15 protein-coding genes are annotated in these 15,152 nt (G+C 68.5%); 4 read left to right on the forward strand and 11 right to left on the reverse strand.

Features of this window, described 5'->3' with window-relative positions; all coding sequences use genetic code 11:
• Window positions 1–309: 309 nt before the first annotated feature.
• Window positions 310–585 (forward strand): helix-turn-helix domain-containing protein, encoded by a 276-nt coding sequence (locus DL991_RS00930; RefSeq protein WP_125779950.1) that lies wholly within the window; start codon window positions 310–312, stop codon window positions 583–585.
• A 4-nt stretch (window positions 586–589) separates the two neighbouring features.
• Here the strand turns inward: DL991_RS00930 and DL991_RS00935 are convergent, their stop codons facing one another.
• From DL991_RS00935 to DL991_RS00985, 11 genes are all read right to left on the reverse strand, one after another.
• The gene (locus DL991_RS00935) at window positions 590–1,165 is read right to left on the reverse strand and encodes an EndoU domain-containing protein (protein ID WP_233598628.1); all 576 of its coding nucleotides are present in this window, start codon (window positions 1,163–1,165) and stop codon (window positions 590–592) included.
• A 76-nt stretch (window positions 1,166–1,241) separates the two neighbouring features.
• Entirely contained in the window at window positions 1,242–2,489 is a 1,248-nt protein-coding gene (locus DL991_RS00940; RefSeq protein WP_125779953.1) for a DUF6297 family protein, read from the reverse strand.
• Window positions 2,490–2,520: 31 nt separating this feature from the next.
• On the reverse strand, window positions 2,521–3,126 hold the full coding sequence (locus DL991_RS00945) for an ABC transporter ATP-binding protein (RefSeq protein ID WP_125779955.1): 606 nt from the start codon (window positions 3,124–3,126) through the stop codon (window positions 2,521–2,523).
• On the reverse strand, window positions 3,123–3,995 hold the full coding sequence (locus DL991_RS00950) for a TIGR03621 family F420-dependent LLM class oxidoreductase (RefSeq protein WP_125779957.1): 873 nt from the start codon (window positions 3,993–3,995) through the stop codon (window positions 3,123–3,125). Before DL991_RS00950 ends, DL991_RS00945 begins: the two co-directional genes overlap by 4 nt.
• 278 nt (window positions 3,996–4,273) lie before the next feature.
• Window positions 4,274–6,100 carry a phosphoenolpyruvate carboxykinase (GTP) gene (locus DL991_RS00955; RefSeq protein WP_125779959.1) on the reverse strand — a complete coding sequence of 609 codons (1,827 nt, stop codon included), beginning with the start codon at window positions 6,098–6,100 and terminating at the stop codon, window positions 4,274–4,276.
• Window positions 6,101–6,496: 396 nt separating this feature from the next.
• The gene (locus tag DL991_RS00960) at window positions 6,497–7,219 is read right to left on the reverse strand and encodes a DUF6802 family protein (RefSeq protein ID WP_125779961.1); all 723 of its coding nucleotides are present in this window, start codon (window positions 7,217–7,219) and stop codon (window positions 6,497–6,499) included.
• Window positions 7,220–7,310: 91 nt separating this feature from the next.
• Window positions 7,311–9,146 carry a dynamin family protein gene (locus DL991_RS00965; protein WP_125779963.1) on the reverse strand — a complete coding sequence of 612 codons (1,836 nt, stop codon included), beginning with the start codon at window positions 9,144–9,146 and terminating at the stop codon, window positions 7,311–7,313.
• Complete coding sequence (gene grpE, locus DL991_RS00970; protein WP_125779965.1) at window positions 9,143–9,628, reverse strand: nucleotide exchange factor GrpE; 486 nt, start codon at window positions 9,626–9,628, stop codon at window positions 9,143–9,145. Before grpE ends, DL991_RS00965 begins: the two co-directional genes overlap by 4 nt.
• Window positions 9,629–9,667: 39 nt before the next feature.
• The gene (locus tag DL991_RS00975; protein WP_125779967.1) at window positions 9,668–10,324 is read right to left on the reverse strand and encodes a TetR/AcrR family transcriptional regulator; all 657 of its coding nucleotides are present in this window, start codon (window positions 10,322–10,324) and stop codon (window positions 9,668–9,670) included.
• Window positions 10,321–10,800 (reverse strand): hypothetical protein, encoded by a 480-nt coding sequence (locus DL991_RS00980; protein WP_125779969.1) that lies wholly within the window; start codon window positions 10,798–10,800, stop codon window positions 10,321–10,323. The genes DL991_RS00975 and DL991_RS00980 overlap by 4 nt, the downstream gene beginning before the upstream one ends.
• A 125-nt stretch (window positions 10,801–10,925) precedes the next feature.
• A complete protein-coding gene (locus tag DL991_RS00985; protein WP_125780078.1) occupies window positions 10,926–12,500 on the reverse strand; it encodes a dynamin family protein in 1,575 nt (524 codons plus the stop codon).
• A gap of 165 nt (window positions 12,501–12,665) precedes the next feature.
• On the opposite strand from DL991_RS00985, the gene DL991_RS00990 reads away from it, so the two are divergent.
• The 3 genes from DL991_RS00990 to DL991_RS01000 all read left to right on the forward strand — a co-directional run bounded on the left by DL991_RS00990 (window position 12,666) and on the right by DL991_RS01000 (window position 15,054).
• A complete protein-coding gene (locus DL991_RS00990; protein WP_125780080.1) occupies window positions 12,666–13,862 on the forward strand; it encodes a sensor histidine kinase in 1,197 nt (398 codons plus the stop codon).
• Window positions 13,859–14,515, forward strand: coding sequence for a response regulator transcription factor (locus tag DL991_RS00995; protein ID WP_005167029.1), 657 nt, complete (start codon window positions 13,859–13,861; stop codon window positions 14,513–14,515). Before DL991_RS00990 ends, DL991_RS00995 begins: the two co-directional genes overlap by 4 nt.
• A gap of 116 nt (window positions 14,516–14,631) precedes the next feature.
• A complete protein-coding gene (locus DL991_RS01000; RefSeq protein WP_125779971.1) occupies window positions 14,632–15,054 on the forward strand; it encodes a VOC family protein in 423 nt (140 codons plus the stop codon).
• Window positions 15,055–15,152: the final 98 nt, after the last annotated feature.

Here is a 15,152-nt window from a genome sequence, read left to right on the forward strand (position 1 = left end):
GACAACTCAGCGGGTGGCGGTAGGGCGTGGGTCGGGTGGGTCGTGAGTGGCGATTCGGGTTCTAACCCGAAGGTGTCTTAGGCCCCAGTTCGTGGGGATGTCGTGAAGGGCACCTTTGAGACGATGATCGTCTCAAAGGTGCCCTTCACGACATGAGAGTTCGGCGCTACAGCGACAGTGCGTGAAGCCCCCATCCTTGCGACTACGTACAGGAAGGAGACCTTCATGTACTTCAGCCACTCACGACCCACTCGACCGACGCCTGTCCGCGACCTCGACTCCCTCAGATCCGGTATTAGTATTGGCGCCATGGTGCGAGTGCCGTTGACGGACGAGGAACGCGAACGCGGCGAGCGGCTGGGGCTGGCGCTCCGGGACGCGCGCGCGTCGGCGTCGCGGAGCATGGTCGAGGTCGCCGCGGAGGCCGGGATCTCGGTGGAGACGCTCCGCAAGATCGAGACCGGCCGGATCCCGACGCCCGCCTTCTTCACGGTGATGGCGATCGCGGACGCCGTCGGGCTGCCGCTGGACTCGCTGCGGGCGGCCGCGGAGGGCGGCGCCGAGCAGGTCGCCGAAGCGAGCTAGGCGCCTAGGGGCGGAGTGCGGCCAGGGCGTGTGCCCGGTCGTTCAGGTAGAGGAAGCCGTCGATCGGCAGGTCGAAGCTGCTCAGCAGGCTTTCCAGGGTGGCGTATTCGTCCACGCCGAGCCGCAGGTTCTCCTTCATCGCGTGTGCGACGAGGACGTCGGCCAGCTCTTCCCACTCACCCGACCAGTGCAGCGTGCGGTAGAAGGCCAGGACGTCCGGCGTGATCCGGTCGGCGATCTGGTCGAGCAGGCTGTCGCCGAAGAAGCTGATGCGGCCGGCGGCGAGGTCGGCGACGGTCGGGTTCGCCGGGTCGGCCGCGGTGTCGGGATTGCGGACCACGCCGGGGCCTGCCACCGGATAGCCCGTTTTGACGTGGCCGTTGTCCTCGACCAGCACGATCAGATGCACGCCGTAGCGCTCGCCGGCACAGCGCCAGCGGCCGTTGTGCATTCTGACGCGGGGTTCGCTCGGATCGTTGGCGACGTCCTTGATGACCGCGATGATCTGCTCGTCGGTCCAGCTCGCGGGGAACTCGCTGGTCGCCCGCCGCCCCTTACCCGGTGCGTGCCCGCCGCCCACTCGTGCTCCTTTCGTCGCATCGAGGGTAACCCGCGTTCGGAGTATCCGGATGATCCGAACGCGGGAACGGGTGACCTCAGGCGATCACGCTGAGCAAGACGGCGCCGACGGCCAGTACGTCCACGCCTCGCAGGGCTTGGAAGCCGGCGGCCCCGCCGCCGACGTCGTAGTTCATCGGCGGCCGGGTCGCCGTCCGCAGCGCGGCGACCACGGCGAGCGGGATCGCGAGCCACACCGGCCAGGCCGGGATCACCCCGAGGGTCAGCGTCACCAGGCCGAGCAGCACTCCCCAGCCGAGGCCGAGCAGGGCGAAGACCAGGCCGTTGACCAGCCGCAGTTCCCAGTCGGAGGCGCCGAGCCATCGCCTGCGGCCAGGATTGCGCCACAGTTCGCCGAGCCCGCCGACGAACGGCACGAGCGCCGCGTACGCGCCGAGCGCGAACAGCGGCACCACGGGGACGGCGGGGAAGGCCAGGTGCCCGAGACCGACCAGGCAAGCGATCACCACGCCGGCCGCCGCGTAGCGCATCCGGCCGAGCACACCCGCCCACGCGAGCCGCAGCGTCGTCGGACGCCGCAGCGTCAGCCACGGCACCGGCTTCGATTCCGGGATCAGCAGCATGGGGTCCATGAAGACCGCGGCCATCGCCCGCAGGAGCCGCGCGTTCCAGCCGTCGACGAGTTCCTGGCGCCCGACCCCGGACATCGGCTCGCCGCCGAAGGCCACCGCCACCGCCACCGCGAACAGCCCGCCGGCCAGCACCTCGATCGCGATCGGGCCCAGCCCCGCGGCCGCCGTCGCCAGACCGGCCAGCGCGAGCACGACCGGACCCGCCGTTTCCCCGCGGATCGCCGTCCGCCGCGCGGTGACGGCGGCCAGGATCGCGCCGGAGGCGGTCAGCGCCGACATCGCGATCCACACGTCCTTCGACCCGCCACCGATCGCGGTGACCAGCGCCCCGGTGTAGCCGACCACGACGACCAGCCCGGACCAGAGCGCCCACATCCGCTTCACGACGACACGGCGTCTGTCGACGCGGGCGAAATCCATCCAGGTCAGCGCCGCCGGCTCGGCCCAGACGAAGCCGCGGCGAAGCAGGCTGCGCCAGAACATCGCGCACAGCACCACCAGCAGGCCGAACACCGCCGGGAAGTCCACAACGAACTGTCCAAAAAGGAAGTCGCGGAGCTTCGGCAGGTTCTGGAAGGCGGTGAACAGCGCGCCGAAGCCGAACAGTGCCAGGAAGGTCTGGTAATCCCCGTTGAGCAACCCGCCGAATCGCTGCCGTCCCGGGACGTGCGTGGGGGCTTTCGTGGTCACCACCTTCGAGGTACTCCTTTCCGCCGAGAAGGCATCACCACAACTCGAGGGTGGAGTCGGCCGCTTCGAGCAGCGGAGGATGATGCGTGGCCACGACGACGGCCGCCCCGGCGTCGGTCGAACGCTTGATCAACGACGTCAGCCATTCCTTCCCTGCGACGTCGAGCGCCCGCTCGGGCTCGTCGAGCAGCAGGACGTCGTGCGGCCGCGCGGTCGCGCCGAGCAGCAACAGGCGACGGCGTTGCCCGGCGGAGAACTTGCCCGCGGTGACCTTCGCGCGTTCCGAGAGCCCCGCGTCCGCCAGCAACGCGTCGACATCGCCGAGGTCGGCCCCGAACGAGCCCTCCAGCAGTTCGAGATGCTGAAGCGGAGTCAGTTCGGCGAAGAAATCGGAATCGTCGAACAACACGGAAACCTTGCGGCGAAAGGAAACGTCGCGTTCGTCGGGTTTCCCGCCCGCAACGACGACGCGTCCGCGCTGCGGCGTCTGCGTGCCGTACAGACACCGCAACAGGGTCGATTTGCCCACCCCGTTGGGGCCGACGATGACCGCGCATTCGCCCGCATCGACCTCGAAGTCGAGGCCGTCGAACAACCAGAGATCCCCGGCCTGGACGCCGAGCCCGCGTACGTCGATCATTTGTCGCGCAACAACTCGATCACCGGTGCGAGCGCGTCCATGTTGTGCTCCAGCACGGTGAAGTAGGTGAACCCGAACCGCTCGCGATGCGCCAGGATCTGTTCGGCGATCTGCTCGTGCGTGCCGACCAGAGCCGTCGGCAGCTCGGCGAGTTGTTCGACGGTGAGCTTGCCTTCGAGCAGCTCTCGCAGGCTCTCCAAACCCTCTCGCCGGTCTTCGACCACGGCGACGAAATGCGCGAGAATATTGAATTCGGCGGCGCGGCCCTTCAGTTTTCCGCGGACGAAGTCCGCCCGCTCCGCGATCCCGGTGGCGTCGTCGACGGCGAGTGCTCCTCCGTCGGGAACGGCGGCCGTGCCGGTGAACCCGATGATGTCGGCGTGTTCGGCGGCGAGCGTGAGCAGCCTGTCGCCGCGGCCGGCGATCATCAGCGGGGGTCCCGGTTTCTGCACCGTGGCCGGTTTGTGCTTTTCGTCGGCATAGAGCCGGTTGAGTTCTTTGATCGTTTTTTCGAGGTGGGCGACGCGCTGTCCGGCGCGGGGGAACTCCATTCCCATCGCTTCGAATTCGGCCTTCACGTAACCGGCCCCCAGGCCGAGCTCCAGCCTGCCCTCGGTGAACTGGTCGGTGCCGGTGACGTCACGGGCGAGCAGCACCGGGTTGTAGAAGGCCGTGTTGATGACGAAGGTGTTGAGCCTGGGGCGGCTCGTCACCTCGGCGGCGAGCACGAGCGCCGGGAAGGGCGGTGCCATGCCGAGGTGGTCCGCCGCGCCGATCACGTCGAACCCGAGGTCTTCGGCCTTGCGGCACTTGCCGACCCACGCCGCGCGGGTCTCCGGGACGACCATGTTGACGCCGAATTTGACCATGCGGCCACGGTACCGAGCGCGAAAGAAGACGGCCTCATCCCCGGGAATGACTCCGAGGATGAGGCTCACACCAAGCCGCCCAACCCGAACCCGAGCCCGAACCCGAGCAATCCCCCCGGCACCGAAAGGTCTCCCCAAGGGCGCCCCGCGCCCGACGGAGACTTCACCGCTCGAGCGCCCTCTTTCGGGCCGAAGGCCCCCGGAAACGTGATGAAGGGGCGCCCTCCGCTCCCACCGTGAGGTGGAGACGGCACGGGCGCCCCTTCGGCACGTTTGCGTCAGCGCTCGAGCCGAGACTTGAGCGCGTCCAGCTCGTCACGCAGCGAAGCCGGGACCTTGTCGCCGATCTTCTCGAACCACTCCTCGATGAGCGGCAGTTCCTGGCGCCACTCCTCGGCGGAGACGTCCAGCGCGGCCTGGATGTCGGCCAGCGGCTCCTTGAGGCCCTCGGTGTCGAGGTCCTCGGCCTTCGGCACGAAGCCGACCGGGGTCTCGTTCGCGTTGCCCTTGCCCTCGACGCGCTCGATGACCCACTTCAGGATCCGCGAGTTCTCGCCGAAGCCCGGCCACAGGAAGCGGCCGTCGTCGCCGCGGCGGAACCAGTTGACGTAGAAGATCTTCGGCAGCTTGTCCGCGTCGGCGTTCTTGCCGAGGTCCAGCCAGTGCTTGAAGTAGTCACCGGCGTGGTAGCCGAGGAACGGCAGCATGGCCATCGGGTCGCGGCGCACGTTGCCGACCGCGCCGGCGGCGGCCGCGGTGGTCTCCGACGACATGGTGGCGCCCATGAACACGCCGTGCTGCCAGTCGCGGGCCTCGTTCACCAGCGGGACCGTGGTCTTTCGGCGGCCGCCGAACAGGATCGCCGAGATCGGCACACCCTGCGGGTCGTCCCACTCGGGCGCGAGGATCGGGCACTGCGACATCGGCGTGCAGTACCGCGAGTTCGGGTGCGCGGCCTTCTCTTCCGACTCCGGCGTCCAGTCCTGCTTCTTCCAGGAGGTGACGTGGGCGGGCTTCTCGCCCATGCCCTCCCACCAGACGTCGCCGTCGTCGGTGAGCGCGACGTTCGTGTAGACCGTGTTGCCCTTTTCGATGGTGCGCATCGCGTTGGGGTTGGTGTGCCAGTCGGTGCCCGGCGCGACGCCGAAGAAGCCGAACTCGGGGTTCACCGCGTACAGACGGCCGTCCTCGCCGAACCGCATCCACGCGATGTCGTCACCGAGGGTCTCGGCGCGCCAGCCGGGGATGGTCGGCTGCAGCATGGCGAGGTTGGTCTTGCCGCAGGCGCTCGGGAACGCCGCCGCGACGTAGTGGACCTTGTCCTCGGGCGAGATCAGCTTGAGGATCAGCATGTGCTCGGCCAGCCAGCCCTCGTCGCGGGCGATGACCGAGCCGATGCGCAGCGAGTAGCACTTCTTGCCGAGCAGCGAGTTGCCGCCGTAGCCGGAGCCGTAGCTCCAGATCTCGCGGGTCTCGGGGAAGTGCGAGATGTACTTGGTGGTGTTGCACGGCCAGGAGACGTCCTCCTGACCCGGCTCCAGCGGCGCGCCGACGGAGTGCAGGGCGGGGACGAACGCGCGCTCGGTGCCGTCCTCGGTGACGAACTTGTCCAGCGCGGCCTTGCCGGCGCGGGTCATCACGCGCATGGAGGCGACGACGTAGGCGAAGTCGGTGATCTCGATGCCGAGCTTGGGGTCTTCGGCTCCGAGGGGGCCCATGCAGAAGGGGATGACGTACATCGTGCGACCGCGCATGCATCCGCGGTACAGCTCCGTCATCGTGGCCTTCATCTCGGCCGGGTCCATCCAGTTGTTGGTGGGACCGGCGTCGGCTTCGTTATCCGAACAGATGAAGGTGCGCTCTTCGACGCGGGCGACGTCATTCGGGTCGGAAGCGGCCCAGTACGAGTTGGGCTTCGCGTCGAGCTGCACGAACGTGCCGGCGGAGACCAGCTCGGCGTTGATGCGCGCGGCCTCTTCGTCGGACCCGTCGACCCACACCACGCGGTCCGGAGTGGTCAGTTCGGCGACCTCCCGGACCCAGGACAGCACGCCACTGTGCGTCGTCGGCGCATTTTCCAGTCCGGGGATGGCGACTGCGGTCATCTCTTCTCCTGACTTCCGACGGCAGAAGCCCACACCGGGAACGACGCTGTTCCGATGCGGGCTTCGATGCCGGCGACCGAATGGCTTCGCACACCGGCGGGAAGGCCGGTGTGCAGGTTTTGGGATTCCCCGAGAGTAGCCGGATGACCGGCAGGTAACCGAGAGCTGACCTGTCGGTTCTCTCACAAGAACGATAAGGGAATCGATTCAGTATCACCGGAATGGGCCATACGCAGAAATTCTTCCGGTGATCGACGGCACGGCGATGGGGCGAATCGGACATGAGAAAGCCCGGCACGAGGTTTCGTACCGGGCTGTTCTGTGACCAGGATTACACGAATTCGGGTTCTAAAATGGCCTAGACCATTCTGACGATGGTTTAAACCATTTCCGGAATCAGTTCAGGCTGATCCACTGGCCGGTCGAAGAATCGATCTTCGCCACACCTTCGAGTGTTTCGGTGCCCGCGCCGCCCCACGCCGCGTCACCCGCGGGGTCGCCCTCGACGGCGGCCGGAGTGCTCGCGAAGGCCGAGCCGATGTCGTCGTTGACCACGCCGCTGCTGACCTCGGTCCACTGGCCGGGGCCGGTGTGCTCGTAGGTCTTGGAGTTGCCGGAGGCGTCGGTCTCCACCGCGATGTCGGCGTTGCCGTCGCCGTCCTTGTCGGTGAAGGCGATGGTGCGGCCGTCCTCCGTCTGGACGACGGCGGTGTCGGGAGTCCCGTCACCGTTGGTGTCGATCGTCGGCGGGCCGATCTCGACGTCGCCGCTGGGCATGTCGGCGTGCATGGTGCCGCTGGTGCCCGCGTCGGAACCGCCGTCGTCGCTACCGCCACCGGCCTCGACCCAGGCGCCGGACGCCTCGTCGTAGACGGCTTCCTGGACGACCTTGCCGTTCTCGTCCAGCACCGCGTACTGGTCGGCCTCGCCGTCGCCGTCGGTGTCGACGAACGCCTGGCCGGTGCCGTCTTCGTGCTGGATGACCGCGGCGTCGTTCACGCCGTCCTTGTCGAGGTCGTAGTTGAGCTCGGCCTGGTACTCCTCGCCGTCAACGTGGACCGTGACCGCCTCCGTGGAGCCCGTCTCGGTGTCCGTGCCGCCGCTCTCGTCGACCCACATGGGATAACCCCCTCGTTGACCTGCTGGTGTGTCGAAGCTTAGGACTCACCGTAGGCCGGTTCGGTTCCGGTCCACAACAGGACCACCCTGGTCAGGCGTCGCGCAGTGACCGAATGCGACCGAGCAGTGCCTCAGCGCGATCGCGACCGTCCGAGACGTCCTTCAGGCGCTTCGCGACCACCGAGATCTTCTTCGCCCGTTCCTGCGCGCCCATCTTGATCGTCTTGTCGACTTCCTTCAGCTCCGCCTCGATCGCGTCGATGCGGCGGCCGAGGGCCTCGTCGAGCGCCATCGACAGCTGCTGTTCGGCCTCGATCAGCTGCTCCGCGACGAGCTGGTCCAGCGTGGAACGCGCGTCCGCGATCGCCTCGACCAGCCACTGCTTCATATGCTGCTTGTCCGAGGCGTGTTTGCGGGTGCGCGCCATCCACCAGCCGGCGCCGAGGCCGATGATGATCGTGGCGGGCAGGATCACCGGATTCAGGATCGCGACACCCGCCAGCGGCAGCGCGGCGACCTTTCCGGCGCCGAGACCACCGGAAACACCCATGAAGATGAGCAGTTTGTCCTCGGCCGTCGGCGGTTTCTTGTCCGGCGGGCGCAGCACGACCGGCGGGCCGCCCGCCCTGGCGAACTGGCCGCGGATGATGGCGAGCTCTTCGGCCGAGAACAGCTCCGAAAGCGCGACGTTGGTGACCTGGTTGAGCCGCTGGGAGAGCAGCATCGAGATCCGCTGCGAGGTCGTCTGCAACGCGATGTCGACCTGCTGGGGCAACGCGGCGAGGGCGTCCCGTTTCGCGCCGTCGATCTGCTGCCGGAAATGCGTCGACGCGTCGCGCATCTGCCTGCTGGTCTCGTGTCCGACCTCGACGCGGGTCCGCTGGATCTCCGCGCGCAGTTTCAGCTGCCAGCCCCGCGTCGACGAGCGCCGTTCGGTGGTCAGGTCGTCGCGGCGCTGGCGGAGCTGTTCCGCCTCGGCCTCCCCGGCGGACAGCGCACGGCTTTCCGCCTGCGACTTCGCCTTGAGCTCGGCGAGGGCGCTCGACAGCGCGCGCAGGGTGTTGGCCTCGCCCAGCATCGCCGAGCGGCCGACCAGCATCTCCTGCAACGCGCCCTGCAGCGCGCCGATCCCGGCCTTTTCCCGCAGCATCATGGCCATCTGCTCGTTCGGGGCCTTGGCCGCCGTCTCGAACATCCGCGCGGACACCGGATGGAACACCGCGTCGGCGAACCGGGGAGCGTGCTCGGCGAGCAGCCGCCGGTCGGCTTCGAGGACCTCGCGCCAGCCGCGGAACTGGTCGGTCTTGGTCAGCGCGAACAGCACGGTTTCGACGCGCTCGCCCATGTCCTGCAGGAAATGCAGCTCCTGCGCGGTGAAGGGAGAGGATGCGTCGACGACGAACAGCAGCGCGGTGGCGCCCGCGGCGGCCTCCTTCGCCAGTTCGCCGTGCATCGAGTCGAGCCCGCCGACCCCTGGGGTATCCACAATGGACACTCGTTCGAGCAGCGGGACCGGACCGGAGACCTCGACGTAACGCGGCGGGATCTGCCCTTCCGGCAGTTCGTGCGCGGCCGAAACCCAGTGGATCAGGTCGTTGAGGTTGATCGGCACCGACGCCAGCTGGCCCGGATAACAGGCCTGCGCGGACCACTGCTCGGCGTGCTCGAAGACCAGATACGTCGCCGTGGCGACGTCGGCGTCCACAGGGGACAGTCCCGGCATGGACAGGAGCGCGTTCACGAGCGAGCTCTTACCGCGGTTGGTCTCGCCGACCACCACGACCGACGGCTTCTTCGGCCGCGCCTTCCGGATGTCCTCGACCCATTTCGCGGCCTGAGGATCCGCTTCGCGGACGACGGTGAGCAGCTGCTCGCGCGTGCTCTTCACGACCGCCGGCAGATTGGTCGCCGCGCTCGGAGCGGTCACTGGGCCTTCTTCGCGTAGACGATGACGATCGGCGCGCGCAGGACCCGGTCGTGATCGGCGAACCCGACGACCTCGGTCTCCGCGACGAGCCCTTCGAGCGCGGGATCTTCGGTCGCGACCGCGCCACCCGCCTCGTGCACGGCGGGGTCGAACCGCTCACCGTCCGGGCGCAGGGCACGGACACCGATCCCGGCGAGACCGTGTTCCAGCCGCTCGACGACGCCGCCGCTGCGGGCGCGATCGAGGGCGTACAGGCAGAGCTGGATCAGCGCCTGCCGGTCGGCGAGAGCCTGTTCGAGGTCGGCCGGACCCGTGGTCGTGGACTCCACATCGGTCTTCGACGTGGCTTCGACGGCCACGGTTCCCTCGGACGGCGAAGTCGCGCCATCCGCTTCGGCGATGATCGCCGCCGAGATCTGGCCTGTCGGCACTTCGTCCGGGTCCACCTCGTCGACCGCCTTCTTGCGCAGCCAAGCACCCACCCGAATCGACCCCCGTAACTGGTGTCCCGGGCCTGCTGATCAGCCCGGGGAGATTTCACCAGTGTCGACCAAACGCCCGTCGGCCGGGGGCGAAATCGGCAGAACAGGACGAAGGAATCTGCTGATCAGCTCCTTCATCACCGCGAGTTCCGCTTTCGGATCGAGGTCCGGCTCCAGAATCACGCGTGAAAGCGGCGCATCGACCAACGCGACCAGCCAGCTCGCCACCGTCTTCGGATCGAAACCGGGATCGATCCGGCCCGTGTCCACCGCCCGTGTCACCAGGCCGACGAGACCGTCGCGCAGTGCACGGTCGTTGCGCTGGATGAGCCTGGCCAGATCGCCGTCACGGGAACACTGCGCGGCGACCTCGAGGACGAGCTTGGCGATGACAGGGTGCAGAAGCTGTTCCGACACATGGGTGATGACCTGGAGGATGGCTTCCCCCGGATCCTCGATCTCTTCGGCGGCCGCGAGCAGGGCCGCGGTCTCGTCGGCGTCCTGCTCGAAGATGCCGACGAACACCGCGCGCTTGTTCGGAAAGTAGTGGAACAGGCTGCCGGTGCTGATCCCCGCGGCGCGGCAGATCTCCGCCGTCGTCGTCTTCTCGAAGCCCTTCATCGCGAAACAGCCCGCGGCGGCGTCGAGGATGGCGCGGCGTTTCGCCTCGTGCTTGGCCGGGTCGACCGTCCTCATTTCACCGCCGGCGGCTCGTCGAGCCACGGGTAGCCGTGGTCGAGGAAGGCCTTGGCGACGGCTTCGCGGTCGACGTCGCCCTTCTGCCGCACCAGTTCCCGGCCGTCCGCGGCGAGCAGGACCAGTTCCTTGCCGTCGAGGAAGACGGCCTCGAGCTGTGCTTCGTACGCGCGACTGCGGCCCTTGGTGGTCAGCGTGATGCGGGTCGGCGTCACCTTGACGATCAGCCGCTCGTGCGCCCAGACCGCGGCGAAGAACAGGCCGAGGGCCAGGCCGACGCCGATCCCGGTGACCACGCCCCATGGCCGCGGCATATCCGAGACGAGCTGGAAGGGGCCCTTGAACGGGACCCAGCTCAGGGACGCCACCCAGCCCGAAATCGACTGGAGGAACCAGCCGAGCGCGGCGCCGACCAGCGGACAGCCGAGCCAGGAGGCCGTGCGCAGCCACTGGGGCTCGTCGACGATCGTTTCCATGCGCCCATTATTAGACCGAGCGCTCGGTTTATCAATCCGACCCCGCAATTAGTCACCTACTTGCCCTGGTCGTATACGCGCGCGGGAGGCGTACCGGGGCAAGTAGGTGACTAATTGCGGAGGGGTCAGTCGCGGATCTGCTGCCAGATGAGGAAGTACGCCCGGTGCACGACGTGCGCGACGCGGCTCTGGGCGGGCGTCGCGCCGAAGGACGCGAAGGAACGCCACCAGCCGGCGCGTTCCAGGGCGTGGGCCGCCAGCTCGGCGCGCGGAGCGCCCGGCTTGCCGAGCTGGGCGCCGATGTCGGCGTTGCTGCCGACCCGCAGGACCTCCTCGGACAGGTCCTCTGGCATGTCGACCGCGCCGGAAGCGACCAGCGTGAGCGCTTCGAGCAGCCGGAGCTGGTGTGCCTCGGGCTTGGCGAGCAGGACCTCGATCGCGTCGTGGACGCGCTGCCGTTCCGCCGGGTCGCCGGACGCGTGGGCCAGCGCGGTGACCGAAGCCAGCGCGGCGGCGGCCTTGATGCCGTCGGCGCGGGCGGCGAAGACGATGCTCAGCCGCTGACGGACGGCTTCGAGCCCGGAGGCGTCGAGCAGCTTCCGCCGCAGCGAGCCCGCGGTGATCTCGGGTTCCTTGCGGATCGCCTCGACGGCGTACCGGACGCCGAACAGGTCCAGCTTCTCCAGCAGCCGCAGCCGGGTGCCCGCCGCGACGTCGCATTCCCAGCTGGTGAAGATGTCCGCCGAGATCAGCATGGTCTCGAGGATGTCGTCGTCCATCTCGGCCAGCTGGCGCAGCGCTTCGGCGTCGGGGGAGGTGAAGCCGCCGGACTCGGCCGATTCCGCGATCAGCCCGATCACCGGCAGCACGTCCGCGACGCGGGGCTTCAGCGTCGAGGCCTGCTTCTCCGACAGGAGCGTGGCGGCCTTCCACACGTCGCCGCCCGAGCCTTCGACCGACTCCGGCGCGATGGTGTCCGCCTTGTTGAGCACCGCGATCGCGTTGACCGGACCCGCCTCGCGGCTCGCGGTCGCGGCGGTGAACGCGGCCAAGGCCTGCTGGTCGTCGGCGCGGACGCCCTGCGTGACCACGTAGAGCACGGCCTCGGCACCCGCGACGGCGTTGCGCGAGGTGTCGTCCAGCTCGTCGGAGCCTTCTTCCTCGTCCTCGTCCTCGTCACCGTCGGGCTTGCGGTGCTTCGCCGCGCCCAGTAGCTCCTCGGTCCGCGACACCGAAGCGGCGTCGAGCGAGCCGAGGCCGGGGGTGTCGATGACGGTCATGCCCTGCAGGACCGCGTTGGTGAGGTACGCCTCGATATGCGAGACCTTGTCGATGTCGATGCCCAGTTCCGCCGGGATCATCCCGTCGGCGGAGAAGGGCAGCACCTGTTTGCGGCCGTCGTTGAAGACGATCTCGACGCGGTCGACGGTGCCGTACTGGAACCTGGTCACCAGCCGGGTGCACTCGCCGACGTCGGTCGGCGCGACCCGGCGCCCGATCAGGGCGTTGACCAGGGTGGACTTACCCGATTTGATCCGGCCGGCGACGGCGACCTGCAGCGGTCCGCCCAGCCTGCGCAGCACTTCGGCGAAGCCGGCGGCGGTCCGCGCGGACACCTGCGGTTGCAGGCGATGGCAGAGATTGGCCACCGACATCGACAGCGGACCGGCGAGCCGTCCCTGCTCCGAAGGTGACGTCACGGCGCCCTGCCCCTCCCAGTCGTCGAGCCTGCCGAGGAGAATCGTGCCATGCCGCTCATCCTCGGGTCGCACCGAAGGTGGTACCGGCGACCGACGCGCGAACGACACAGGCCGACATAGTGTTACCAGGTGCGACGGTTGAGCCTCTGGATGCGTGCCCACCCCATGGCGGGCGACAGTTCCATCGCCGTCATCCTGCTGCTGACCGACCTGCTGCTTTACGTCGCCGCCGCCGAGACGCCGGAAGTCCAGTCGATGCCGCCCTGGTACGTGGCGGTGCCGCTGGACATCGCGATGGTCGCGCCGCTGGTCTTCCGGCGGAAGGCGACGCTGTGGTCGGCGTATCTGGTGCTGCTGGTCGGCATCCCGCACGGGGCGCTGGAGCTGGGCGCGGCCAGCGCGTTCGCGGTGATGATCAGCATCTACTCGGTGCTGGTCTACGTCGGACGCAAACAGGGACTGCTGTATCTGCTGGCGACGCTGGTCACCTCGGGGCTCCAGCTGTGGGCCGACCCGCCGGAGGACGTGTGGGTGCTGGCGATCATCGGCATCTTCTCCAGCGCACTGTGCTGGACGCTCGGCGAGTTCGCCGGCGCGAGGCGCGCCTATCACGAGGAGGTGGAAGCCAGGTTGCATCTGCTTGAGACGGAACGAGACCAGGCGACCAGGATCGCCGTCGGTGAGGAACGCGGACGGATCGCCCGTGAGCTGCACGACGTCGTCGCGCACGCGGTGAGCGTGATGGTCGTGCAGGCCGACGGCGCGTCCTACGCGGTCGACGGGAATCCCGAGATGGCGAAACGGGCCTTGCAGACGATTTCGGAAACCGGTCGCGGCGCGCTCGCCGAGCTGCGACGGCTGCTGGACGTGCTCCGCAGTGACGGCGACGACGAGCCGCGGGTGCCGCAGCCGGACGCCAGCGCGCTGACCGACCTCGCGGACCGGATCCGCCAGGCCGGTGTGCCGGTGACGCTGGCGATCGGTTCCGACGCGCTGGCAGGGCTGCCCGCCGGTGTCTCGCTCGGCGTGTACCGGATCGTCCAGGAGTCGCTGACGAACACGCTGAAACACGCCGGACAGGGTGCGCAGGCGGAGGTGCTGGTGCGCCGCGAGGCCGACGTGATCGACGTCCGGATCACCGACGACGGCGCCGGCCGCGCGAAACAGCTGGTGCCCGCCGCGACGAAGACGGGGTCGCACGGCGCTCCGTCGGGGCCGCGGAGACTCACCGTCCCCGGTGGGAACGGATTGATCGGAATGAAGGAACGGGCGAACGTCTTCGGCGGCACGCTGGAGGTCGGACCCGCTCCCGGTGGAGGGTGGCAGGTGCACGCGAGGCTCCCGGTTAGGTTGGCGACGTGATACGGGTGGTGGTCGTCGACGACCAGGAATTGATGCGCGTCGGGTTCCGGATGGTCCTGGGCGCGCAGGCCGACATCGATGTCGTCGGCGAGGCGGGCGACGGGGCGCAGGCCATCCGCCTCGCCGAGGAACTGCGGCCGGACGTCGTGCTGATGGACGTCCGGATGCCGGTGCTGGACGGGGTCGAGGCGACGAAACGGATCGTCGAGGCCGGGACGGCGCGGGTGCTCGTGATGACGACGTTCGACCTGGACGAGTACGTCTATTCGGCGTTGCAGGGCGGCGCGAGCGGGTTCCTGCTGAAGGACACCCAGCCGGATCACCTGGTGTCCGCGCTGCGAGCGGTCGCTTCGGGCGACGCCGTGGTCTCGCCTTCGGTGACCAGGCGGCTGCTCGACCGTTTTGTCGGCGGCGGCGGGAAGCCGATGCGGGACGCGGCCGAACTCGACGTCCTCACCGAACGCGAGCGCGAGGTGCTCGTGCTGATCGCGAAGGGCCTCTCGAACCTGGAGATCGCCGAGACGCTGTTCCTGTCCGAGGCGACGGTGAAAACGCACGTCGGGCGGATCCTGTCGAAGCTCGACCTGCGCGACCGGGTGCAGGCCGTGGTGCTCGCCTACGAAACCGGGCTGGCGCGCCCCGGGGTCACCTGAGGCCGGATCGACGCAAGTAGGTGACTACTTGCGGAACCGGGCCGGAAAAGTGGTCATTCGGTGAGCACTTTGCGGTGGATCCTTGCCTCCAGAACCACTTGATGGAGGAGAAGGAAATGCTGCGAGGTCTCACCACCACCACGTTCTACGCCGACGACATGGCCGCCGCGATCGAGTGGTACTCCGATCTCTTCGGGATCGAGCCGTACTTCGTCCGCAACGGTCCCGACGGCGCGCCGGCCTACGTCGAGTTCCGGATCGGCGACTACCAGCACGAGTTCGGCCTGGTCCGCGGCGACTTCCGGCCGTCGATGGCCCAGCCCGGCCCCGGTGGCGCCATCGTGAACTGGGCCGTCGACAACGTCGAGGACGCCTTCGCGAAGCTGCTCGCGAAGGGCGCGAAGGAGTACGAGCCGATCATCGAGCGCGGGCCGGGCTTTGTGACCGCGGCCGTCGTCGACCCGTTCGGCAATGTCCTCGGCGTCATGTTCAACCAGCACTACCTGGACGTGTTGGCCGGGAACGTGGCGCGTCCGTGAAGGCCTGGTTCCGGACGGTCGACGGTAGCCAGACGTGCCCGAGAGTCCACAAGGGACGCTTTCGGGGGATGGGGATGGTGGCGGGGTGAGGCGCACCG

The organism is Amycolatopsis sp. WAC 01375, assembly GCF_003947325.1.
Lineage (GTDB): Bacteria > Actinomycetota > Actinomycetes > Mycobacteriales > Pseudonocardiaceae > Amycolatopsis.

What these genes read in the sequence shown, in the direction of transcription:
- DL991_RS00930 (WP_125779950.1), top strand. Translation starts at nt 310, where the DNA reads ATGGTGCGAGTGCCGTTGACGGACGAGGAACGCGAACGCGGCGAGCGG.
- DL991_RS00945 (WP_125779955.1), bottom strand. Translation starts at nt 3,126, where the DNA reads ATGATCGACGTACGCGGGCTCGGCGTCCAGGCCGGGGATCTCTGGTTG.
- DL991_RS00950 (WP_125779957.1), bottom strand. Translation starts at nt 3,995, where the DNA reads ATGGTCAAATTCGGCGTCAACATGGTCGTCCCGGAGACCCGCGCGGCG.
- DL991_RS00955 (WP_125779959.1), bottom strand. Translation starts at nt 6,100, where the DNA reads ATGACCGCAGTCGCCATCCCCGGACTGGAAAATGCGCCGACGACGCAC.
- DL991_RS00960 (WP_125779961.1), bottom strand. Translation starts at nt 7,219, where the DNA reads ATGTGGGTCGACGAGAGCGGCGGCACGGACACCGAGACGGGCTCCACG.
- DL991_RS00975 (WP_125779967.1), bottom strand. Translation starts at nt 10,324, where the DNA reads ATGAGGACGGTCGACCCGGCCAAGCACGAGGCGAAACGCCGCGCCATC.
- DL991_RS00980 (WP_125779969.1), bottom strand. Translation starts at nt 10,800, where the DNA reads ATGGAAACGATCGTCGACGAGCCCCAGTGGCTGCGCACGGCCTCCTGG.
- DL991_RS00990 (WP_125780080.1), top strand. Translation starts at nt 12,666, where the DNA reads ATGGCGGGCGACAGTTCCATCGCCGTCATCCTGCTGCTGACCGACCTG.
- DL991_RS01000 (WP_125779971.1), top strand. Translation starts at nt 14,632, where the DNA reads ATGCTGCGAGGTCTCACCACCACCACGTTCTACGCCGACGACATGGCC.